23 protein-coding genes are annotated in these 21,991 nt (G+C 39.9%); 10 read left to right on the plus strand and 13 right to left on the minus strand.

The genetic code is table 11. The features are described 5' to 3' along the window. Position 1: 1 nt before the first annotated feature. From AAEU30_RS14090 to lpxC, 4 genes are all read left to right on the plus strand, one after another. Positions 2 to 781: a cell division protein FtsQ/DivIB gene (locus AAEU30_RS14090; protein ID WP_421961029.1), complete on the plus strand. Its 780-nt coding sequence runs from the start codon at positions 2 to 4 to the stop codon at positions 779 to 781. Continuing rightward, positions 778 to 2,010 carry a cell division protein FtsA gene (gene ftsA, locus AAEU30_RS14095; RefSeq protein ID WP_421961030.1) on the plus strand — a complete coding sequence of 411 codons (1,233 nt, stop codon included), beginning with the start codon at positions 778 to 780 and terminating at the stop codon, positions 2,008 to 2,010. Before AAEU30_RS14090 ends, ftsA begins: the two co-directional genes overlap by 4 nt. Positions 2,011 to 2,031: 21 nt before the next feature. After that, the gene (ftsZ, locus tag AAEU30_RS14100) at positions 2,032 to 3,273 is read left to right on the plus strand and encodes a cell division protein FtsZ (protein ID WP_421961031.1); all 1,242 of its coding nucleotides are present in this window, start codon (positions 2,032 to 2,034) and stop codon (positions 3,271 to 3,273) included. A 105-nt stretch (positions 3,274 to 3,378) separates the two neighbouring features. Further along, positions 3,379 to 4,290: a UDP-3-O-acyl-N-acetylglucosamine deacetylase gene (gene lpxC, locus AAEU30_RS14105; RefSeq protein ID WP_421961032.1), complete on the plus strand. Its 912-nt coding sequence runs from the start codon at positions 3,379 to 3,381 to the stop codon at positions 4,288 to 4,290. A gap of 165 nt (positions 4,291 to 4,455) precedes the next feature. On the opposite strand, the gene yjjG is transcribed toward lpxC, so the two are convergent. The 3 genes from yjjG to AAEU30_RS14120 all read right to left on the minus strand — a co-directional run bounded on the left by yjjG (position 4,456) and on the right by AAEU30_RS14120 (position 6,655). Then, complete coding sequence (yjjG, locus tag AAEU30_RS14110) at positions 4,456 to 5,130, minus strand: pyrimidine 5'-nucleotidase (protein ID WP_421961033.1); 675 nt, start codon at positions 5,128 to 5,130, stop codon at positions 4,456 to 4,458. Beyond that, positions 5,131 to 5,685 (minus strand): inosine/xanthosine triphosphatase, encoded by a 555-nt coding sequence (gene yjjX / locus AAEU30_RS14115; protein WP_421961034.1) that lies wholly within the window; start codon positions 5,683 to 5,685, stop codon positions 5,131 to 5,133. A 70-nt stretch (positions 5,686 to 5,755) separates the two neighbouring features. Beyond that, positions 5,756 to 6,655, minus strand: a complete 900-nt coding sequence (locus AAEU30_RS14120; RefSeq protein WP_421961035.1) for a phosphoribulokinase — start codon at positions 6,653 to 6,655, stop codon at positions 5,756 to 5,758. A 142-nt stretch (positions 6,656 to 6,797) separates the two neighbouring features. Between AAEU30_RS14120 and AAEU30_RS14125 the strand changes: the two genes are divergently transcribed. After that, positions 6,798 to 7,661 carry a hypothetical protein gene (locus AAEU30_RS14125; protein ID WP_421961036.1) on the plus strand — a complete coding sequence of 288 codons (864 nt, stop codon included), beginning with the start codon at positions 6,798 to 6,800 and terminating at the stop codon, positions 7,659 to 7,661. A gap of 59 nt (positions 7,662 to 7,720) precedes the next feature. After that, complete coding sequence (locus AAEU30_RS14130) at positions 7,721 to 8,086, plus strand: hypothetical protein (protein WP_421961037.1); 366 nt, start codon at positions 7,721 to 7,723, stop codon at positions 8,084 to 8,086. A gap of 93 nt (positions 8,087 to 8,179) precedes the next feature. Here AAEU30_RS14130 and AAEU30_RS14135 read toward each other — a convergent pair whose 3' ends face one another. The 6 genes from AAEU30_RS14135 to AAEU30_RS14160 form a co-directional block, all read right to left on the minus strand. Continuing rightward, positions 8,180 to 10,750 carry a M1 family metallopeptidase gene (locus AAEU30_RS14135; RefSeq protein ID WP_421961038.1) on the minus strand — a complete coding sequence of 857 codons (2,571 nt, stop codon included), beginning with the start codon at positions 10,748 to 10,750 and terminating at the stop codon, positions 8,180 to 8,182. An 85-nt stretch (positions 10,751 to 10,835) separates the two neighbouring features. Then, positions 10,836 to 11,516 carry a site-specific integrase gene (locus tag AAEU30_RS14140; protein ID WP_421961039.1) on the minus strand — a complete coding sequence of 227 codons (681 nt, stop codon included), beginning with the start codon at positions 11,514 to 11,516 and terminating at the stop codon, positions 10,836 to 10,838. An 87-nt stretch (positions 11,517 to 11,603) separates the two neighbouring features. Next, positions 11,604 to 11,954 carry a DUF2750 domain-containing protein gene (locus AAEU30_RS14145; protein WP_087531085.1) on the minus strand — a complete coding sequence of 117 codons (351 nt, stop codon included), beginning with the start codon at positions 11,952 to 11,954 and terminating at the stop codon, positions 11,604 to 11,606. Between the two features lie 16 nt (positions 11,955 to 11,970). Beyond that, entirely contained in the window at positions 11,971 to 12,549 is a 579-nt protein-coding gene (locus AAEU30_RS14150; protein WP_421961040.1) for a glutathione S-transferase family protein, read from the minus strand. Between the two features lie 67 nt (positions 12,550 to 12,616). Next, positions 12,617 to 12,898, minus strand: a complete 282-nt coding sequence (locus AAEU30_RS14155; RefSeq protein WP_087531083.1) for a peptidylprolyl isomerase — start codon at positions 12,896 to 12,898, stop codon at positions 12,617 to 12,619. An 86-nt stretch (positions 12,899 to 12,984) separates the two neighbouring features. Further along, on the minus strand, positions 12,985 to 13,560 hold the full coding sequence (locus AAEU30_RS14160; RefSeq protein WP_421961041.1) for a glutathione peroxidase: 576 nt from the start codon (positions 13,558 to 13,560) through the stop codon (positions 12,985 to 12,987). Positions 13,561 to 13,665: 105 nt separating this feature from the next. On the opposite strand from AAEU30_RS14160, the gene AAEU30_RS14165 reads away from it, so the two are divergent. From AAEU30_RS14165 to AAEU30_RS14175, 3 genes are all read left to right on the plus strand, one after another. Next, positions 13,666 to 14,154: a GNAT family N-acetyltransferase gene (locus AAEU30_RS14165; protein ID WP_421961042.1), complete on the plus strand. Its 489-nt coding sequence runs from the start codon at positions 13,666 to 13,668 to the stop codon at positions 14,152 to 14,154. A gap of 118 nt (positions 14,155 to 14,272) precedes the next feature. Further along, on the plus strand, positions 14,273 to 16,198 hold the full coding sequence (locus AAEU30_RS14170; protein WP_421961093.1) for a hybrid sensor histidine kinase/response regulator: 1,926 nt from the start codon (positions 14,273 to 14,275) through the stop codon (positions 16,196 to 16,198). 79 nt (positions 16,199 to 16,277) lie between these two features. After that, on the plus strand, positions 16,278 to 17,408 hold the full coding sequence (locus AAEU30_RS14175; protein WP_421961043.1) for a response regulator: 1,131 nt from the start codon (positions 16,278 to 16,280) through the stop codon (positions 17,406 to 17,408). On the opposite strand, the gene queG is transcribed toward AAEU30_RS14175, so the two are convergent. From queG to AAEU30_RS14195, 4 genes are all read right to left on the minus strand, one after another. After that, the gene (gene queG, locus AAEU30_RS14180; protein WP_421961044.1) at positions 17,409 to 18,539 is read right to left on the minus strand and encodes a tRNA epoxyqueuosine(34) reductase QueG; all 1,131 of its coding nucleotides are present in this window, start codon (positions 18,537 to 18,539) and stop codon (positions 17,409 to 17,411) included. Positions 18,540 to 18,595: 56 nt separating this feature from the next. Continuing rightward, positions 18,596 to 19,822, minus strand: coding sequence for a methyl-accepting chemotaxis protein (locus AAEU30_RS14185; RefSeq protein WP_421961094.1), 1,227 nt, complete (start codon positions 19,820 to 19,822; stop codon positions 18,596 to 18,598). Positions 19,823 to 19,919: 97 nt separating this feature from the next. After that, entirely contained in the window at positions 19,920 to 20,621 is a 702-nt protein-coding gene (locus AAEU30_RS14190; RefSeq protein ID WP_421961045.1) for a glycerophosphodiester phosphodiesterase, read from the minus strand. Next, positions 20,618 to 21,481: a DMT family transporter gene (locus AAEU30_RS14195; RefSeq protein ID WP_421961046.1), complete on the minus strand. Its 864-nt coding sequence runs from the start codon at positions 21,479 to 21,481 to the stop codon at positions 20,618 to 20,620. The genes AAEU30_RS14190 and AAEU30_RS14195 overlap by 4 nt, the downstream gene beginning before the upstream one ends. 180 nt (positions 21,482 to 21,661) lie before the next feature. On the opposite strand from AAEU30_RS14195, the gene AAEU30_RS14200 reads away from it, so the two are divergent. Further along, positions 21,662 to 21,988: a DMT family transporter gene (locus tag AAEU30_RS14200; RefSeq protein ID WP_421961047.1), complete on the plus strand. Its 327-nt coding sequence runs from the start codon at positions 21,662 to 21,664 to the stop codon at positions 21,986 to 21,988. Positions 21,989 to 21,991: the final 3 nt, after the last annotated feature.

Below are 21,991 nucleotides of genomic sequence, written 5' to 3' on the forward strand. Positions count from 1 at the left end.
TATGCATCCCCTTTTGGAAAAAGCGCAGCAGTTAAAACAGCAACTAAATTGGTCGCTAATTTTTGGTGTGAGCTTTTTTCTCGTGGTGATATTTAGCTTAGTACAAGTCACTAGTGGCGTAAGGCAGTGGCTGGTAGAGAATAAAGATGCTCAAATAAAGCACCTAGCGGTATTAGGTGAGCCTAAATACACTGATGAAACAGCCATTATTAAGGCAATTAAACAAGCTGATCTATCGAGCTTTTTTGATTTAGATGTAACCCATGTACAAAATTTAGTGCAGGATTTGCCCTGGGTTGCAACGGCATCAGTGCGTAAGCAGTGGCCAGACACGCTACAGGTTTACGTTGTTGAGCATAAAGCAGTGGCCATTTGGAATAGTGATTTATTGCTTAACCAAAGCGGTGAAGTATTTCAAGCCAGTAGTGAGGGATTGATTGAGCAATTACCTCAGCTGTATGGCCCAGAGGGCAGTGAAATTGAAGCTTGGACTGCTTTTAAACAGTTTAATGACATGCTTAGTTTAAACAATTTACAACTAACCAGCTTGGCATTGTCGGAGCGTTTTTCATGGCAGCTGTGGCTTGAAAATGGCATTAAGCTTAATTTGGGTCGAAAAGAAAAAGCAAAACGGGTACAGCGATTTATAGATGTGTACCCGAGAATGGAAAAACGTGCAGATGCACAAGTAGATGTAGTGGATTTACGGTATGATACCGGCCTTGCAGTGAGCTGGAAGCTCCTGGAAGAAGCGCAATTACAAAATAAGAGTAAGGCATGACTAAGTCAGCAGAAAGAAACCTAGTGATTGGATTGGACGTTGGTACCTCAAAAGTGGTGGCCACGGTTGGTGAAATCACCGCAGATAATAAACTCAGCATTGTTGGAGTTGGTAGCCAAGTATCCCATGGTATGGATAAAGGTGGTGTGAACGACCTTAATTTGGTATCAGAGTCTATTCGTCGAGCCATTGATGAAGCAGAGCTAATGGCTGATTGTCGTATTAGCTCAGTTTACCTGGGGATTTCGGGTAAGCACATCCAATGTCAAAACGAAAACGGTGTGGTGGCAATTAATAATACCGAAGTCACTGATGAAGATATCGAGAACGTAATTCACATTGCGCGCTCGGTGCCGATTTCTGCTGAACGCAAAATGTTGCATGCCTTACCGCAAGAGTACAGCATAGATATGCAAGAGGGGATTAAAAACCCACTAGGTATGAGTGGTGTAAGAATGGAAGCCCGAGCCCATATCATTACTTGCTCAAACGACATGGCAAAAAATATTGAAAAATGTGTTGAACGCTGTGGCTTAGAAGTTGACCAACTTATATTCACCGCACTTGCTTCGTGCTATTCAGTATTAACCGATGACGAAAAAGAGCTCGGTGTTGCGGTGCTTGATATTGGTGGTGGTACAATGGATATCACTATTTATATTAACGGCGCGCTACGTCATTCGGCGGTGATCCCTGTTGCGGGCAACCAAGTAACCGGTGATATTGCAAAAATATTTCGCACGCCGATATCACATGCTGAATCTCTCAAGGTACAATATGCATGTGCGAGTAGTCAGATGGCCAGTAGCGAAGACACGATTGAAGTACCCAGTGTAGGCGGGCGCCCAGCACGGTTAATGTCGCGCCATACTTTATCAGAAGTCGTTGAGCCACGTTTTAGAGAATTATTTGAACTGGCGATGGAAGAAATTCGTCGTTCAGGGTTAGAAGACCAAATTGCAGCAGGGCTCGTCATAACTGGCGGCAGTGCTAAAATGGCAGGCGCGATGGAAGTAGCAGAAGATATCTTCCAAATGCCAGTAAGAGTAGGCAAACCAATCGGGATGGTTGGTTTGACAGATTATGTAGATGATCCTTCATATGCAACGGCGGTTGGCTTATTGCAATACGGCCGCACAATGCAATCGATGAATGCACAAAAGTCGAAACCTGAAGGTGATAACAATTGGTGGAACCGTATAACGAAGTGGTTCCAAGGCGAGTTTTAATACTCAAGTCGGAGAGTAAACATGTTTGATATGATGGAACAACACAGCGAAGAAGCTGTCATTAAAGTAATCGGCGTGGGCGGCGGCGGCGGTAATGCTGTTGAGCACATGGTGAAGCAACAAATCGAAGGTGTGCGTTTTATCGCAGCGAATACAGATGCTCAGGCATTACGTAATTCATCTGCAGATATTACTGTGCAACTGGGTACTCAGATCACCTCAGGTTTGGGTGCGGGTGCAAACCCTGAAGTAGGACGTAATTCAGCTGAAGAAGACGCTGAGACGATTCGCAACAGCTTAGAAGGCGCAGATATGGTATTTATCGCCGCAGGTATGGGTGGTGGTACTGGTACTGGTGCAGCTCCTGTTGTTGCTAAGATTGCTAAAGATTTGGGTATCTTAACCGTTGCGGTGGTAACGCGCCCGTTTGACTTTGAAGGCAAAAAGCGTGCAGCTGCTGCTGAACAAGGTATCAATGAATTATCAGAAATTGTAGATTCACTTATTACAATTCCTAACAATAAATTGCTTAAAGTTTTAGGAAAAGGGACTACACTTCTAGATGCCTTCGCTAAAGCAAATGACGTATTGTTTGGTGCGGTGCAAGGTATTGCAGAATTGATTACCCGTTCAGGTCTAATCAACGTGGATTTCGCCGACGTTCGTACTGTAATGTCAGCGATGGGCACAGCGATGATGGGCACAGCGTCTGCATCAGGTCCTGATCGCGCACAAGAAGCAGCTGAAGCCGCTATTTCTAGCCCATTATTAGAAGATGTAGATTTAACTGGTGCAAAAGGTATCTTGGTTAATATCACCGCGGGTATGGATATCGCAATTGAAGAATTTGAAATTGTTGGTAACCACGTCAAAGCGCTTGCATCAGAAAACGCAACGGTTGTTGTGGGTGCCGTAATTGACCCAGAAATGAGTGACGAGTTACGAGTTACGGTTGTTGCAACAGGTCTTGGTGGCGATCGTCGTCCACAGTTTGGTATTGTAGATAATGGCTTTAAAAAAGCATCAGGCTCTGATGTGACAAGCTCTACTAATCAAACAAGCAGCATGTATGTACCAAGCTTTGCAAGCCAAGGCAATAGCAGCCAAGAAGCGGATGCAGCGCCTACAACTGAAAAGCAAGAGTCAAGCATGACCACGCAAAGCAGCAATGCGAAAACAGAACAAAGCAGTGGTAAATCTGATAAATCAGAAGGTGGCGATTATTTCGACATCCCTGCGTTTTTGAGAAAGCAGGCTGATTAAGCACAAAAATAATAATGTTTCTGTGTGAAAAGTAAACAAATTTGGCAGCTGATAGTATTTATGATATAATCCGCCGTCTAACTGTAACTATAAGTGAGCGAACCTATGATTAAACAGCGTACGATTGCAAAAGTAGTCAAAGCCATAGGAATTGGACTTCATAAAGGTGAGAAGGTCACAATAACTCTCCGACCTGCGAACGCAAATACTGGGATTGTATTTCGTCGTGTCGACCTTGATCCGGTTGTTGATTTTGAAACAACACCTGAAGCCGTTGGTGATACGCAATTGTGTACCTGTTTAACTAATAAAGATGGCGTTCGCTTATCTACAACTGAGCACCTTATTGCGGCGGTTGCAGCAATGGGCATTGATAATCTAATCGTTGAATTAGACAGCTCAGAAGTGCCTATTATGGATGGTAGTGCATTACCATTTATATACTTGTTACAAAAAGGCGGAATTGAAGAGCAAAAAGTTGCTAAACGCTTTATTCGTATTAAAGAAAAAGTACGTATTGAAGAAGGCGATAAATGGGCCGAGATTGAACCGTACGATGGTTTTCATATCGACTTTGAGATTGCTTTTGATCACCCAGCAATCAATGAAAGCCGCCAGCGTATTGGTTTAGATATTACGGCGCAAAGCTTCACTGAAGAGATCAGCCGTGCTCGTACTTTTGGTTTTATGAAAGACATTGAATACATGCATGCTAATAACCTAGCACTTGGTGGTAGCATGGATAACGCAGTTGTATTGGATGAATTTAAAGTACTCAATCCAAATGGCTTGCGCTACAGCGATGAATTTGTAAAGCATAAAATACTAGACTGTGTTGGTGATATGTTTATGACTGGTCACAATATTTTAGGTAAAATCACTGCCTATAAATCAGGTCATGACTTAAACAATAAATTACTTCGTAAAATTATGGCAACTGAGTCAGCATGGGAATGGGCTACATTTGATACCCCAGTTACAATGCCAGCACCAGGGCTCGAAGTAGCTACAGCTTAATTGCTTACACTAAACAGTTATAAAAAATGACGCTTATAGCGTCATTTTTTTTGCTTAAATATTATGTATGCCCTAGCTTTTAATTGTGAACCGTGAACCTTGAACCTTGAACCTTGAACCTTGAACCTTGAACCTTGAACCTTGAAGCTTGAACCTTGAACCTTCCTACAACCCCAAAAGCTGTTGTAATTGGACCAGTTTAGTAACCTTATACGTTGGCGTTATTCCTGATGGTAGTTCAAAGCCCGGGTGCTGTAACCAACATGTGTCTATTCCTGCATTCATACCACCAAGAATATCGCTGCTAGCAGTATCACCCACCATTAAAATTTGCTCTTTCGCTGGGTTGCCCATAAGCTCAAATGTATGGTCAAAAATTTCTACAGCAGGCTTAGCGATACCCACTTGCTCAGAGATAACCAGCCAATCAAACATATCTTGTAAACCTGTGTGTGCTAATCGGCGTGCTTGTAATTGAGTAAAGCCATTAGTAATAATGCCCAGCTTTGCATGGGGCTTAAGTTTAGTTAAAAGCTCTACTGCACCGGGTAGCGGCTGGCAAATTTCTGCCATTGCAGTTAAAAAATCATCATTGAGTTGTTGTGCTGGCACCTTGAGTTTAGTGGCCCATTCACTAAAGCGCGTTACCTGAAGATGAGTCGCCGATATTTTATTATCTTGGTAGGCGAGCCATAGTGACTTATTCGTTAGCTGGTAATGATCGTAATCAGCTTGTGTGAAATCTATATCGTAAGTGGCGAACATGCGCTTTAAGCCAGCGTAGGCATTAAAGCTAAACAATGTTTCGTCAGCATCAAATAGAATATGGGTATACTTCATTTAAACTTCCTTAGCGTAAAGTTCGGGATGTAAAAAAGGCGCCATAGCGAGTGTGAGTGCTTGAGTGTATGTACTTTGACGTGTGGCTTGGTTATTGGTTAATAAGCCAATAGCGCCCCCTTGCTGCTTAATATTGTGAGTGTTAAATGCATTGTCCATCACATCGCCAAGTTCTTCACCATTTAAGAGGGCATTATATAAAACTTGAGGCAGAGGTAAGTTGCTACTACGCCCGATACTCTGTTGTGTCGCATTGGCAATCACAACATAAGCAAAAGTGGCTGGCCCATAGCTAAACTGTGCAGCTCCACCTTCCATCGCAACATAAAAATCTACATGATGATGCTGTTTTGCATACGCTACACGATTTTCTGCGCCAACTCGGGTTTGTTCTTCACCAATAGGTTGGTCGGGCACCTCTGAAGGGGCATGTATACCTACACACTTTATTTCGTGTTGCGGGAAAAATGCAGTGAAAACATGTGCTGCGGCATTGATCTTAACAGGGTTCTTTGAGCCAACAAGAATGTTTAGTACTTGAGTATGAGACTTCATACACTACTCCTTTACGTCGCAAAGAGGTAGTGTACGTTATTTGTATTAAAAGTATATTTTAAAGAACTGATTAAATAGGGATATCTACAGGAGACAGATCAGCAAGGGCGCGTTTCTTTAAAATGATGTCTTTGATAAGTGGTGTTAATACCAACTCCATGGCTAAGCCCATCTTGCCACCAGGCACCACAAGGGTGTTTATTCGCGACATAAAGCTGCCTTCAATCATTTGTAAATAATAAGGGAAGTCCACATCATCAATTCCCCTAAAACGAATGACTACAAAGCTTTCATCTAATGATGGAATATCTTTAGCGCTAAATGGGTTGGAGGTATCAACGGTAGGCACGCGCTGAAAGTTAATATGCGTACGAGAGAACTGCGGTGTAATATGATTGATGTAGTCATCCATACTGCGCACAATAGAGCCCATAACTGCTTCGCGTGAGTGGCCGCGCTCAGAGGTGTCTCTGATCAACTTTTGGATCCATTCAAGGTTAATAATGGGTACCATGCCAATTAGTAAATCAACATGTTTTGCTACATCGTGGTCTTGATCAACAGCGCCACCGTGCAGGCCTTCATAAAACAGAATATCAGTGCTGCTTTGTAGCTCTTGCCATGGAGTAAATGTGCCTGGTAGTTGATTATAAGGCACGGCTTCATCGAAGGTATGTAAATAGCGGCGCAGCTTTCCTGTGCCAGTTTCACCATAGGTGCTAAACAGCTCTTCTAATGCGCCAAAGTCATTTGCTTCACGACCAAAGTAGCTAATATGTTTACCTTCTTGCTGCGCTTCACGCACTTTCTTATCCATTTCAGGGCGGGTATAGCGATGAAAGCTATCGCCCTCGATAAAGGCCGCTTCAATATTTAAACTGCGGAAAATATGTTTTACTGCGTTCGTCGTGGTGGTGGTACCTGCACCAGATGAACCAGTAATTGCAATAATTGGATGTTTAGCTGACATAGTTACTCTCGTTTTAAGTAGCACACTAGTTATAAGGGCAAGCATGGGGGTAGGTCAAGGGGCAGATCATTAACAAGTTTGTGAATCTTCTTAAAATAGCGCTATTATGTAGCGATAAAAATAATTAAAGAGATTGTTTAAATTGACTTTATACCGACATGGAATTGCCTGCACAGCATTATTATTGCCGTTTATAGCGCACAGTGCTATGCCAAAGAGTGAAATACTATTAGCGAAACCAAATACGGAGTATGGCTTACAAGTTAGTAGAATCACATCGGGCGATAGTTATAATAATCAGCCCCTGCTAACGAATAAGGGGATTTACTTTACCCAAGAAGTGCAGACATTAGCGCACAGTCAGACTGATTTAGCATTTTATAGTTTCGATGATCAGCAAACATACAATCTCACAAACAGTCCTGTTAGTGAATACTCCGCGACTTTAACCCCTAAAGGCGATGCACTTTCTGCGATTGTGGTTGAGGCCGATGGTAAACAAAAATTATGGCAATACCCGTTAAATATAGAGTTACCACCGAGTCGCATATTTGAGTGGATTGAACCGGTTGGTTACCATGCTTGGGGAATTGATAATGATCTTGTGATGTTTATTTTAGGTGAGCCGCATACATTACAATACACTAAAGTTGCAGCAGCTAAAGGACAGGTTGTTGCGCAAAATATAGGTCGTACTTTAACGTTTAATGATTCACTGGCTGCGTTTACGTTTACCTATACTAAAAATGCAGAAAATTGGTTGGCAAGCTATGCGCCTAATTCGCAAATGGTTACGGATTTATTTCGATTACCAGATAGTGTCCAAGATTACACCTTTAAAAATGACAACACGGTTATTTACGCACTGAACAACCGTATTTATCAGCGTAGTTTAAGTACGCCTGAGAATGTATCTCAATGGCTTGATTTAACACCTTATTGCAGTACACAAATTACAAGGCTAAGTTATAACAATGAACAATTGGCATTTGTTTGTCGTAAATAGCTAATTTATTTAGCTGTATTGATTTACAGCTAACAACCTAATAAGAGCAAAGTAACCTTATGGTAGCAACACCAGAGCAAATCAACGAACAACTCGTCGCACTAGATTGTCGCAGTAACTTTAAAATTAAGAATATTTCTGAATATATGCTGCCAAAATCAAAAGAAGCGATTTATTTGCATATTGAAGGTGGGCAAGCAAAGTTGGTATTACGCCCAGCGCTTGAAGTGTTTAGTGATGACTTCAATGCTTTTGATGGCGTTAGTCGAATTTCAGGCTTTTTCCACAGTAGTGAGATGACTCGTTTTCCGACGCGTATTTATAAAAGTGCAAACCCTATTCACTACGGTATTGGTTTTAAAATAACGACAGAAGAAGCAGCAAAAGAGTTTATTACTCTACTAGTGAAAATTATACATGGCTAATTTAAAATCTGTATTAAATAATTTTTTACTCAGAACAATATAAAAACGGCAAGCCATTGGCTTGCCGTTTTAGTTAACTTAAATTTATATTAATTAACGCTTTAAAAAGCTATTCACTGATTCAAGTTCACGCTCTTTAAGTGAAATACAGTTAGTGACGCTTTCTTCTAACTTACTTAATGTTCGCGCATAACCTGGTACATCCGCAATCTTATCGTTAAAGAAAGCTTGGGTCTTCGCTAAACTAGTTGCACTGCAGCCTGAGGTGGTAAAGTAAGGTAGGTTTGGTACAAAGAAAGGAGGTAGGTTAGCTGCTACTTTGTCGTAATTTGCATAAACCCAATTAATAAATAAAGCTTCACGTGGTTTTGTATACATTTGCCCCGACATAATCGTACGCATGTCTGATGCTGTTACGTCGTCAGTTAAGCTGTAATTAAGCACTTTAGTTTGCAGCTCAGGGGTACCAAAATAGCTCATCGCAGCAAGCATTTTAGTTCGTACTTGTGGGTCTTTTGTCGTTTTAAAAGTGTTGATGTACGCATCTAAAAGGTTTTTATCACCATGAAATGCCGCCAAGTTTAAATAGGTTGAAGCTAAGTAAGGGTCTACTTTTTCAGGGTTGTTTAAATATAATTGTGCCTGTGCTTTCGCTGTGTTTATAACATTTTGATCCTCGCCATCAAAACCAAGACGTGAAACAACTTGAGAGCGTAATTGAGCAATTGCAGCATCTTCATTTATTTGCGCTTTTAGGCCATATTGCTTAGCAGCAGGGGTGATACTTTTACGAATAAACGCAGGCCATAAATCGTGGTTGCTTTCATCGTCGAAAGTACGTTTTTGAGCTGCTAAATAGCCCAGTGCAGTACTTGCAACCCGCGGGTGTTTGTCACTGACAAATGTTTCCAGTGTTTGCATTAAATGCCCAGCAGAAATCACACCAGCATCTAATAGAGCATCAGCAGCTGATAATAGCGCTAAGCGCTCACGCACGGTGAGTTGCTCGGCTGCATTGTCGATTAATGATGCAAACTGTTTGTCATCCATCACCCAGCGGTAATAACCCAGTGCACCTTGATCTGGGTAAATCCATTCAGGGGTAAAGTCTAGTTCAACCTTTTGGGTATCTTTGCTGAGCAATACATTGGCTGTTTTTACTTTATCACCTGCGCCATATTTGATTGCAACAGGTACATTCCATAATTGTGCTGGTGCATCAACACCTGCATTAGTAAATCGGCTTTGCTTGATAGTAACCGTTTTACCTTGCTGACTTACTTTAATAAGTGGAAACGATGATTGTTCAATGAATGACTTTAATACACTTGCAACATCTTTGTTAGACGCTTCACCTAAGGCTTGCCATAAATCGGCTGCTTCAGCATTTTTATAAGAGAATTTTTTTAAGTAAGCCTGAATACCTTTTTGAAATGCATCTTCACCAATCCAGTTTTCAACCATAGCAAGTACAGAGCTGCCTTTACTGTAAGCAAGGCCTAAGCCGTCCATAATATCGGCTTCAGTTTTGATTGGTTTACGAATAGGTTTAGTGCTTAAGCGAGCATCTAGAGCCATCACTTGATTTTGTGGTAAATCTAGGTGAGATTCAAATTCAGGGTTCAACTGTGCGGTGATTTTAGCCGCCATCCAGCTTGCAAATGCTTCATTTAACCATAAGTCATTCCACCACTTCATGGTCACTAGATTACCATACCATTGGTGTGCAAGTTCGTGAGCTATAATAGATACATTGCGCTGCTTTTTACTGCGTGTTGCAGTTGCCAGATCTACTAATAAAATGTCTTCACGGTAAGTAACAAGGCCTGAGTTTTCCATTGCACCAAACGGGAATTCAGGGACTGCCACTGAATCCAGTTTTTTATAAACGTACGGACTGCCAAAGTACTCTTCAAGTGCAGCTAAGACGCGAGGCATATTTTGCTCAGCATATTCAGCTAAATGTATTTTACCTTGTGGTGTAATGATACGCCCAGGAATTGGCATACCTTTGACTTCGCGCTCTTCAAATGGCCCTACAGCCATGGCAACAAGGTATGATGGAATTGGCGGTGTTTTATCAAAGAAATGCGTTGTCATATCGCCATTTATAGTGGTTTTTAGTTCAGGCGTATTGGCATACACTTTTTGTGAACTCGGTGCGGTAATAGTCAACTGAAACGGAATCTTATAACTAGGCTCATCAAATACCGGAAACGCACGACGTGCATCACTCATTTCAAATTGAGTAAATAAATAAGGTGTGCCTTGATCTACTGTTTTATATAAGCCAACGCTTTTACGGTTATATGGCGCTGTAAAATCAATTTTTAGGGTGTATTTGCCCGGTTGAATTTGTTGTTCGCAGGCGAATTTTACTTTACCTGTTTTTAGCATTTGTGCACTAAGGTCACAATTCTCTGCGCCTAAAAGCTGTGCCATTTGAGTTGCATAATCAACACCATTAAGTTCAATATACTTGGTTGGTTTGAGTACTTCTAAGGCTATTTCAGTTTTACCGCTAAAGGTATCCTGGGCAGGATCTAGCGTTAGTGAAACCTGTTGAGAGCTTGGCTTGGCGAGTTTTTCTATAACGTATTCATTGGCATGAGCTGAATGCACAGCGATTGCTACACTAAGCGTAAGTAAGCTTTTAATAAACATAAGAGTCCCTGAACTGTTCTTGTTAGAATTTACATCCTAGCAGTTTTTAAGGGCTGAGTAATGAGCTTGTTGGTAACAAAGTTTGTCAGGCGCTGTGTCGAGCTGTGAACCGCTGCCAACGAATATGAGGGTTTATATTACGTACCTGTTGAATAACGTGATTAAGTAGTGTTATGTCTGCAAAGGTTTGTTTAGGGTATTCAATAAAGCCCATTAAATAATTAAAGGCATCTTTAGAGTTTGCTTGAATTGCAAAGATACGGATTTGTTGCTCAAAATTGAGTCGTAAACTACTAATTGCGGTTTTCATTCCTAATTGATCAACATTAGGAATATCGCACTTTTGTAAATACCCTGCGCGCTCACCTTCACCTGAAAACCAAATACGTACTTTTTCACTGTAGCGACCTGATTTTGAAGGTAAGTCAAACAGTAGACGGGTATGGTTTTGCTGTTTAAGTAAAGCAATGTATTCATTCAAGCCAGCATCAAATAATGCCTGATGAATAGGGACTAAGCGGGGTTTTATTTTTCCATGAGTATGAAAGTCAAAGCAGGCAATACCATTATAGGTAACAATATTATTTAGCTCTAAATGACCAATTTCGTCGCTATAAGCACCAGAATAATATGCAATTAATGGTAACCAAAAGTGCCAGTGTTTAGCTTGTTCTCGGGGTAAGCGTTGATCGCCATAAATATAGCCATGTGAGAGCGTATGTAATTCCATCGCTGAAAATGGGCGTCGACCTAGATGGGATTTCAACGTAATACCTTGAGACTATAGATTTACGCTAGTTTATAGCAAATTTTACTAAGCAAATAAACTAGCGTTTTCAGTATGTGCTTAAATTTACTCACTTAAAGCGCGAGCAAGGCCTACAGGTTCGATTTCAACACATACTTGATCGTCATTCCAGTTTAGTCCAATCAAGGCATCGTCTTCTTTTAGATCTTCAATCCATTCATCTAAAAACTCATCTAGGTTTATTTCTGCAGGAGCATAATCGGCCCACTCTTCTTTACACTGAGCTTTTGCAGCAGCTTCACTTTCCCACAGTAGTAACACATCCGTGCTTTCAAATTGGTTTGATTCGCAAACAACAAAACCACCATCTTGCGCACCAAGCGCCCAAACTTGCTCACTTTGACGCACTTTTTCTACAAAACTAACTAGTTCTGATTCAATTTCTATTTCGCTCATGTGTGTTCCCTTAATGTTAAATTCGAGGATCGGTTTGCTGTACTGCTTGTTGCTGAGAAAATGAATGATAGAACTTCATTAACTCAGTATGTCCTGTGAGATCTGTTAACTCGCGGAAGCAAATCCAATCGAGTAAGCAGTATAAACTTATGCACAGGTATTCACAGCTTTTAAATTCTGCATCGGCAAAATGGTTATTTAAATAGCTTAATGTTTCAGCAATGCGTTCATTCTGTAAATTAAAAAATAATTTATCATCCTGCGTATCGAATCCTGAACGCTGACAAAGTAATAGCTCAACCAGTGAATCATTGCATGCATTAATGATTGTTAACAAGTGCTCTTGTTGCCAATTCAGACGAGTTTGAGTGTGTTGTTCGAGCAAAAAGCGGATGATGTTATTTGAATCGGCCAACGTTTGCTGCTTAGTGATTAGCACTGGAATTTTTCGGGCTGGATTATTTTGTATCATTAGCTGACGATCAGTGTCTGAAAAAATATCTAAGTTGATAAACTCAAGATTGCATTGATTTAACAGTGCCCAAATACGAATGCGACGAACAAAGGGCGAGGTTGTTGAGCCTAATAGTTGCATGTGCTTTCCTTAGGATAAAAAGAAAGCCGCAGAGGCGGCTTTCTTTTGTTTAGCTATAAAACTAACGTTATTCTGTACGGCTGGTTACTTCTAATAAATGGTAACCAAACTGTGTTTGTACAGGGCCTTGTACTTGGTTGATAGGCGCAGAGAAAACAACCTTATCAAACTCAGGAACCATCATACCAGGACCAAACTCGCCAAGTGCGCCGCCGTCTTGACCAGATGGACAATTTGAATGTGCTTTAGCGAGTTCAGCAAATTCTTCGCCTTGTTCTATTTTTGCTTTTAAATCTAAACATTCAGCTTCGCTGTCTACTAAGATGTGTCGTGCGCTTGCCACTGTCATAAAATCTCCCGTTTACATTGTGGTGTTTTTTTAATCAAATTTGTTTCTATTCTAGTCTAATTAAGACCGATAGTACCAGTATAAATTTAAATCTTTGAAATTGCTTGTTCTATCGCTTCAGTTAGCTTGTCTGAGTTAGGCTTAGTTTTACTATTAAAGCGTTGTACACTACTGCGATCTGCTGAGACCACATACTTATAAAAATTCCAATTGGGTGAACTGGTTTGCGCGTTTAAGTGTTTAAAAATTGGGTTTGCGTCACTGCCACGCACCTCACTGGTTGCGAACATGGGAAAAGTCACACCATAATTTACATAGCAAACTTTTGCAGTTTCCTTTTCATCATCTTCTTCTTGGAAAAAATCGTCAGAGGGAAAACCTAATATCACTAAGCCTTGCTCTTGGTACTTTTGGTAAAGCGTTTCTAAGCCTTCAAACTGAGAGGTGAAACCGCAATTACTAGCAGTATTAACGATAAGTAAAGCTTTACCTTTGAATTGACATAGGTTTATTGACTCTTTTGAGCGTAACTTACGAATAGTAATGTTCGTAAAGTCATCGCAGCTTTGCTCGCTTGCAATATTTGATTCTTTCACTTGGTCAGCGTGGGCTAAAAAGCTGCTACTAAAAAAAGCACCGCACAAAATTAATTTTTTCAACATCTGACTATTCCTTTTATGGTCTGGCTGGTTAGTGCCATTTGCAGTAGTGTCGTTTTCATTGATACGGTACTATGCAATTTACTGATCAACAACTACTAAAACTTTATGATTACTCGATTAGCCGATAAAAACGACTTACCTGCCATTGTAGCTATTTATAACGAAACCATTGCCGGGCGTATGGTAACTGCTGACACGCAGCCTGTAAGTGTTGCAGATAAACAAGCTTGGTTTGATAGCCACACAGAAAAACGGCCAATCTATGTTTATCAACAAGGTAATAAAATTGTTGCATGGTTAAGTTATAAATCTTTTTATGGACGACCAGCATACGATGGTACAGTTGAAATTAGCATTTATATAACCTCGTCTGCGCAAGGACAAGGTTTAGGTAAAAAGCTACTAAAGTTTGCTGAGCAACAAGCCAAACAATTAGACATTAAAGTACTTTTAGCTTTTATATTTAGTCATAATGCACCAAGTATTAAGTTATTTGAAAAGTTTGCTTTTGCACACTGGGGTGAACTCCCTCATGTGGCTGTTATGGATGGCAATCTTTATAGTTTAACGATACTGGGTAAACACTTAGATTAAACACATCTTACTTGTGCTAATTGTGAAAATTTATACTACGCTTTGCTAAGGTAACTTTTTAGAGTGTGGTTAACTTGTGCGAAAAATTTTAATCGTTGATAGCAGTAGTGTATTAGCAATGCGAGTCAAAGTGTTACTTGAACTCATAGGCTGTGAGGTTGAACTGACTCATTTTTCAATGTTGCATGAGGAAGAGCTATTAAACGACTATGACTTAATTGCAATTGCACATGGTACGCCATTAGATATAGCACAATTGTTAGTGGCTCAAGTAAGTAAAGATAATTTTTTATTATTAGCCCCCAAAGCTGAAAATGGCGAGCAGCTAAATGCGTTCAGTGAACTTAATAGGCTGATGCCTAATGCGGTGGTTATCTATCCGTTTTTTGTCAATAAAGAAATCAGCTCTTTGCTTGAAAGCATCTTAGAACTTGGTTCCGATTTTATATTACAACTACCTACCGTATTGCTCGTCGACCATATTCCGCAGCGGCTAGAAAAAATAGAGAGAAGTTTGCTCGGTGCACATATTCCAACAAAATCCGCAAGTACTTTAAATGAAGCTGTAGCTCATGCAAACAAGCAAAAGTTTGACTTGTTGCTTAGCGACTTCAGTTTACCTGATGGCTCAGGCCTTGAAGTATTTGCCAAGTTAAAGCAGTTGCAACCACAGTGTCGCTGCTTGCTGTTTACCTCAAAACCGGATCAAGTTTCGATGATTGAAGCTATTCGCCAAGGTGTTGAAGACGTTTTAATAAAGCCACTTGATGAAAACGTATTGCTACAATCCCTGCATAAACTTTGGCAAACAGAATTATTAAAGCGTCATAACACTGAACTGGTTGAGCGACTTCAAGATACTGTTGATGCGCTAATTGAAAAAGACAGTTTATTGCGTGTTATTTATAAGCATACTCCAGATGCGATAATGTTATTTGAGCGTAATGGCAAAATTATTGAAGCGAATGATGCTTGTTCACGGCTGTTTTCTCTAGCTGCAAAAGATTTTCAAGGGCGTTCGGTGTTCGAGCTATTAGATAGTCCCTCTATTTCACAGATTAAAGAAAAAATAACCACACTTAATTTAAACCGACAGTTTAGCTGTGATTTATACTTGCCTCAAAAAGAGGGAGCTGGAATTCCTTTAGTCGGCTCATTTAATGAGATTGACCACCATGGAGAAATAGCATTGGCTGTCATCTTCAAAAATGTAACGCACTTGAAACAAAAAGAGGAGCTTTTATTAGAAGCTAAAGATATGCTTGAAGAGCAAGTCCGCGCAAGAACGTGTCAATTGGAACAAGCAAAAGATTTAGCCGAAGCTGCTAATCATAGTAAATCAGAATTTTTGGCGAATATGTCTCATGAGTTAAGAACACCCATGCATTCAATTTTAAGTTTTGCTCGGTTTGGGTTAGAGAAGCTTCGTAAAGGGGATTTCTCCGCTGATAAGTTACTTAAATACTTAACTAGAATTGAGTCCAGCGGTGAACGTTTACTTTCATTATTAAATAACTTATTAGATTTATCTAAACTAGATGTAGGTAAATTTCCGTTCAATCCACAGGCACATGACTTGAGTCATATAATTAAAACGGCAATAGAGGATGTTGCAGGGACTGCGATGGAAAAAGAAATAGAAATCGCATACCAGCCCCCCCAAACATCTGTCGTAGCTGATTGTGATGAAGAGCAAGTAAATCAACTTTTACGCAATATCTTAGGCAATGCGCTGAAGTTTAGTGGTCCTCATAGCGATATAACCTTAACACTAATGCAAATAGAACAGCATGCAATGATAGAAGTGATTGATAGCGGCGTGGGTATTCCTGAAGATGAATTAGAACATGTTTTCTCAAAATTTATACAAAGTAGTAAAACGAATAATGGTTCAGGAGGAACTGGCTTAGGTTTAGCTTTATGTAGGGAATTTGTGCTTTTACATCAAGGTGATATTACTGCGCATAATAATGATTTAGGCGGCACAACAATTAAGGTTAAATTGCCGCTGAAAACAACGACATCTTGTACACAGGAGAAATAAATTACTTAGACTGACTGGTAAGTGTTTTTTTTGAGACTAAACTATTAAAAGACAATATAAGAATGGATGACATATATTTATGCCTTTAACTCGAATTTTAGCTGTGGATGACGAACCTTTTAACCTCGAAATAATTGAAGAAATTTTGGAAGATCTTCCTTTTGAGTTAAAGGTAGCAAGTGGGGGGCCTGAATGCTTAAGTATGGTCGAAGAGTTCTTACCACAAGTTATTTTGCTTGATGTTAGTATGCCAAAAATGAATGGTTATGAAGTGTGTAAGCAATTAAAGGCAAACCCAAAGACTGAACATATGATAGTCATGTTTGTATCTGCCAGAGGCACGGTGGAAGAGCGGATGGAAGGTTATGCTGTTGGGGCAGAAGATTATATTGTTAAGCCATTTAGCCAAGATGAACTTAAAGCAAAACTTGTCCATTTAAACGACGTGTTACTTGAAAAAGCAAGTTTAGAGCAACAGGTAGAAGATGCAACATCGACGGCTTTTAATGCAATGGCCAATTGCAGTGAAATGGGGCAAATAGTTAACTATATTGAAAGTATTGCATTAATAGATAACGTTAAAGACCTAGGCCAAGCCTTGGTTAATTGTCTCAATAGTTTTGATTTACAAAGTAATATTGAGTTTAGATTAGACCCTGAGCCGGCACAGCATTTTGCTTTAAATGGTAGCTGTTCACCTATCGTGATAGAGCTATTTGATATGTTAAAGAGTAAAGGGCGTTTACATGAGTTTTCTCATCGCATTTTAGTTAACTATGAACTGATCAGTATGCTGATTCTAAATATGCCAGATCACGACCCAGATAAACATGGCCGAATTCGTGATCATGTGTGTTTTTTAGTGAGTGTGACAGAGCAGCAATTACGTGCAATTTTAACCTGTAAAAAATTAAAGTCTCAGCAAGATAATTTTAATAATGTGGTTACTATGCTACATAAAAAGTTTCAGAACTTGATAGAGTTACTTGATGAAAATAGAGTATCTAATGAAGCAGTGTTTAAACGCTTACAAGAAGAACTCGAAGAGCGGATCCCGACTATGGGGTTAGATGACGACCAAGAAATGTTTATTTATCAAAAGGTAGATCAAACGATTCAAAACTCAGTGGCTCGTGAGGCGTCTGTAAAAGGCGTCAAAGCGGCATTTAACGAGATTGAGCAAGACTTAACTCTTTTAATCAGCAAATAGCTATGCGTCTCGAGGTAGGCCTTTTTCGACAATTCTGATTAAACGAGCAGTTTTACGAAGCTGCTTTTGTTTTTTTAATTGTTGTTCGAGGGCCCAATCAATATGTTCTTTTACCAATTCAGATGCATGCTCTCGTGTGCTATTAAGAGCATCAATAATTGTTTGATTAAATTCAGCGTTTCCTAGCCCAACGGCTAAGTTACGCTGCCAACGCTGGTGGCCAATGCGCCTGATGGGACTGCCTTCGGTGTTTTTTAAAAAAGTAGCTTCATCCCAAGCAAACAGTTCAAGCAGATCTTTATCTTTGAGTTGTTTACGTGGGTGAAAGTCAGCTTCATCGGTAATTTGACCGTAGCGGTTCCATGGGCATACTAATTGGCAGTCATCACAGCCATAAACACGATTGCCTAATAATGCACGATATTGTTCAGGGATTGGACCTTGTAGTTCAATGGTTAAGTATGAAATACATTTGCGTGCATCAACCACATACGGTTCAACAATCGCCCCTGTAGGGCAGAGGGTTATACATGCTACACATTTCCCGCAGCCTTCAAATTCATTAGGTTTATCTATCGGTAGCGGTATATCAACAAATAACTCACCAAGAAAAAACCACGAGCCGGCTTCTTTGTTTATCAATAAACTATGCTTGCCACGCCAGCCAAGGCCTGCTTTTTCTGCAAGTTGACGTTCCATAACTGGGGCTGAGTCAACAAATGGACGAAAACCAAGTTGATCAACATGCTGCTCTATTTTTTGACCTAACTTTTTTATACGATTGCGCATCAACTTATGATAATCACGGCCAAGCGCGTAGCGACTAATATAAGCTTTATCAGTATTTTTAAGGTTTTTGGCAAAACTTGCATCTGGAGGCAGGTAGTTCATTTTGACCGAAATAACCCGTTGCGTTCCGGGGACAAGTTGGGCAGGGCGAGCGCGTTTCATACCATGCGCCGCCATATATTCCATATCGCCGTGATAACCTAAATCAAGCCAACGTTGAAGTTGGGCTTCATGCTTAGTTAAATCAATATCGGTAATACCGACCTCACTAAAGCCGAGCTCTTTGCCCCATTGTTTTATATCTAAAGCAAGTTGTTGGTAGTTAGGAGTTGAGCTTGTCACTTGGGCACGCTAATCATGAAAGTAGCGGCGCAATTTATCATAATCGCAGTGCAAAATCACTGTTCCTTAACGAAGCGCTGCAACTGTTGTTGAGTATGCTCACTGAGTCGTTGTGATTGTTGGCAGTCAGTTAGTGCTATATCTATTTGAGACTTAGCTTGTGAACCGAGTGCTACAATTTCCTCAACGGTCTGATGGGTCTGATTTTGGGTTTGCTCTAACTGGTGTACAGCACTGACTATTTGTTGAAGTTGTTGTTGGTTTTGTTCAAACTCAATGAGTCGTTGAGTAAAGCCATGAGAGGTCTTACTTATTGTTCCTTCCGCATTGCTTGAGTAGCTCATCAGCTGCTCTGACTCTTTATTTGTTTGACCTACAAGGGAGTCCATTTGATTGATAAAGTCACTTATTTGCCTGGTTGCGTCACTTACTTTCACTGATAAGGTTCTAACTTCGTCAGCTACAACTGCAAACCCTCTACCAGCCTCGCCGGCGCGAGCGGCTTCAATAGCAGCATTTAAAGCTAACAAATTAGTTTGATCTGAAAATTCCTCAACCATTTTTAATATACTACGAATATTTTCACTATTTTGCTTTAATCCGGAAATAGTCTTTGAAAAGTTACCAAGGACTTGGCCAATAGATTTTACTTGAGAGACTAATTCAGTGAGTTCGTTAGCTGAATCAGTAACAAAGTTTAAATGTTCAGAATTCACTTCATGCACACTATCAGTATTGGTGACAATACCTTGTAAGTTTTCAGTTATTTGATTACTCGCTGATGTAATTGTTTGACTAAAATTAATTTGCTGTTCGCTTAATGCTGCTGTTTGCTGCATTGAGTGAGTAACGTCACTGTTACTTTGCGCATTTGCTTGTGCGCTTTGGTAGGTGGTTGCAAGCAACTCAGTTAAATGAGTGGTAAATTGATTATATTGTTCGCTTATTTCACGAAATTCATCATAAGTAAACTGTGGCAATTTAGCGCTAAGGTTTGCATCCTGTTGATTTATTTGAGCGAGGGTGTCGCGCATAGCTGTTACTGGGCGTACGATTAAAAAACGCATGTAAAAAATAGTAAAAGCAAAACCGATGACAATTATGCCAGTAAGTAACCAAAATAAGCCTGTATTTGCATTTTGCTCATTCAGAGTTTGGTGTAACCAAATTAGAGTTACTAATTGAAAAGCAAAAACAAAGCTTAAATTACCGACTATTTTTCTTGTTAAAGTGAAGAATAAACTCTGTTCAATTAAATTATAAATACGCATATACCCACTCATCAATGGTCCGCTTGATTGCTGCATCGTGTTTTACTCAGTATCGTTCAAATTTAAATTAATTCAAGAATATAGGATAAACAACAACCTCTGAAAATACTTATAAGAGTGAATTTAAAATCATTTTAGTATTGCATGGGTAGTTAGTAAAAATACCGTCGACACCATATTCTAGCATTTGCTCTATGTCTTCTTGCTTATCAACAGTATAGGCATAAACTTCCAAGCCTCTGCTCTTGGCATCAGTAACAAACTCATGATTAATAAAGTTTTTGTCAATGTGAATGCTGTATGCATGCAGTCGCTGAGCAAACTCGGCGTAGTTAATAGGGATTGAAGCTGTTAATGCACCTATTTTTACCCATGGTAACTGTTGTTTAAGCCACATGAGTTGATGGTGATCAAACGACGACACTAAAAGGTTTTCGCGAGAGAGTTGATTGTCAGTTACACTTGCTTCAATCTGTGCAACAAACTTATCTAGAGAAAAAGTATGCTTGAGCTCTAAATTAACCAGTGTTTTGTTGTCTACCCAATCAATAAGTTGGCTAAGAGTCGGCACAAACTCTCCATTGCCTGCATCAAAGCGTTGAATTTGCTCACGGGTTAGTTTATTTACTTTACCGCGTCCGCTGGTGGTTCGGTCGAGCCAGGTATCATGGATGATCATGTAATCGTCTGAGCAACTTTGTACATCTACTTCAATGCCATCTACTTCTATTTCAACGGCTGCTTTGATTGCACTTTGCGTATTTTCAGGATAGTTACCGCTTGCGCCGCGGTGAGCAAATATTTTCATCATCTGTGTTTCCGTGTCACTGACCAGGTTTCGTAAAACGCAGCGCTGATCACTAAAGTTCCACCGACCAAAGTCAGTAATGAAGGGTGTTCATGTAATAATAAAAAAGCTAAAAATGTCCCGTATAATGGCTGTAAACAAGATATCAGCCCAGCCGTTGATGCAGATAAATACTGTAAACTAGCTGCAAATAACGAGTGTGGTGTTGCCGTAAAAATAACGCCTGCAACAATTAATAAACTTAAATCATATTGAGTTACTTGCGTGATGGGCACGTCTATAAAAGCACACAACATAAGACATGCCACTAGGGTTTGGTAAAGCATGGTTTGTGGACCGCCATACTGGCTAAAGTAGCGTTTATGAATGATGTTTCTAAAAGCAAAGAAAAAAGCCGATATGATGCCTATTATGATACCTAAAGTTACATCGTTACCAATATTTGCATCAGGAGTCAGTAAATAGATTCCTACCATGACAACAGCAGCGCTTATTAAATCTTTTAGTTTGGGCGTATCACCATGGAAAAAAGGCTCTATAAATACGGTGATAACAGGGTAAGTAAAAAATGCAATCATACCCACGGCAATCCCTGCTAGTTGCATTCCTGCAAAATAAGTTACCCAATGGAGTCCCACTGTTACTCCTAAAAAAAGCGCTATGGCGTTATCTTTAGTTGAGCGAAGCTTAACCGTTTTTTTTTGTACTACTAATAATATTAAAAGTGCAATTGCCGCGATTGCAGATCGGTACACTGTGATATCTAAGGCATTAAGATTAATCAATTTAGCAAAGAGCGCAGTACCGCCAAATAGAAGCACTGCAATGTGTAAATACATCAAGCTTTGTTGTTGTGGTTGCATCCCATTCCTTATTAAGGTTAGCACTTTATTTTGAAAATATAATGGCGCACTTTGTCGCTTTCTGTATGTTGATTATGACAAAAGTCAGTTTGATTAATGACAATTTACACTACACTAAGCCTGCTTTAAAAGAGATAGTTAATCTATTGAGATGATTAACTTCAGTAAGGTAAATTAACTATGAATAGTGCAGCATGGATGAGTTTATTAATCGCAGGCATTTTTGAAGTAGTGTGGGCGCTGGCAATGAAGCAGTCAAATGGTTTTACTAAACTGTGGCCGAGTGTGATTACGTTTATATCAATGTGGATAAGCTTTGCATTTTTATCATATGCCTTAAAGTCATTACCGCTTGGAGTAGGTTATGCTGTGTGGGTAGGAATTGGCACTGTGGGTATTTGTTTATTTAGCTTTGTCTGGTTAAAAGAGCCGTTGTCATTTGTTCAGCTAGGTTGTATTGCACTTATACTAGCTGGTGTAATAGGCCTGAAATTACACAGTGCATAATCG

Origin of the sequence: Pseudoalteromonas mucoides, assembly GCF_049257175.1 — a bacterium.
In the GTDB taxonomy this organism is placed as follows: Bacteria; Pseudomonadota; Gammaproteobacteria; order Enterobacterales; family Alteromonadaceae; genus Pseudoalteromonas.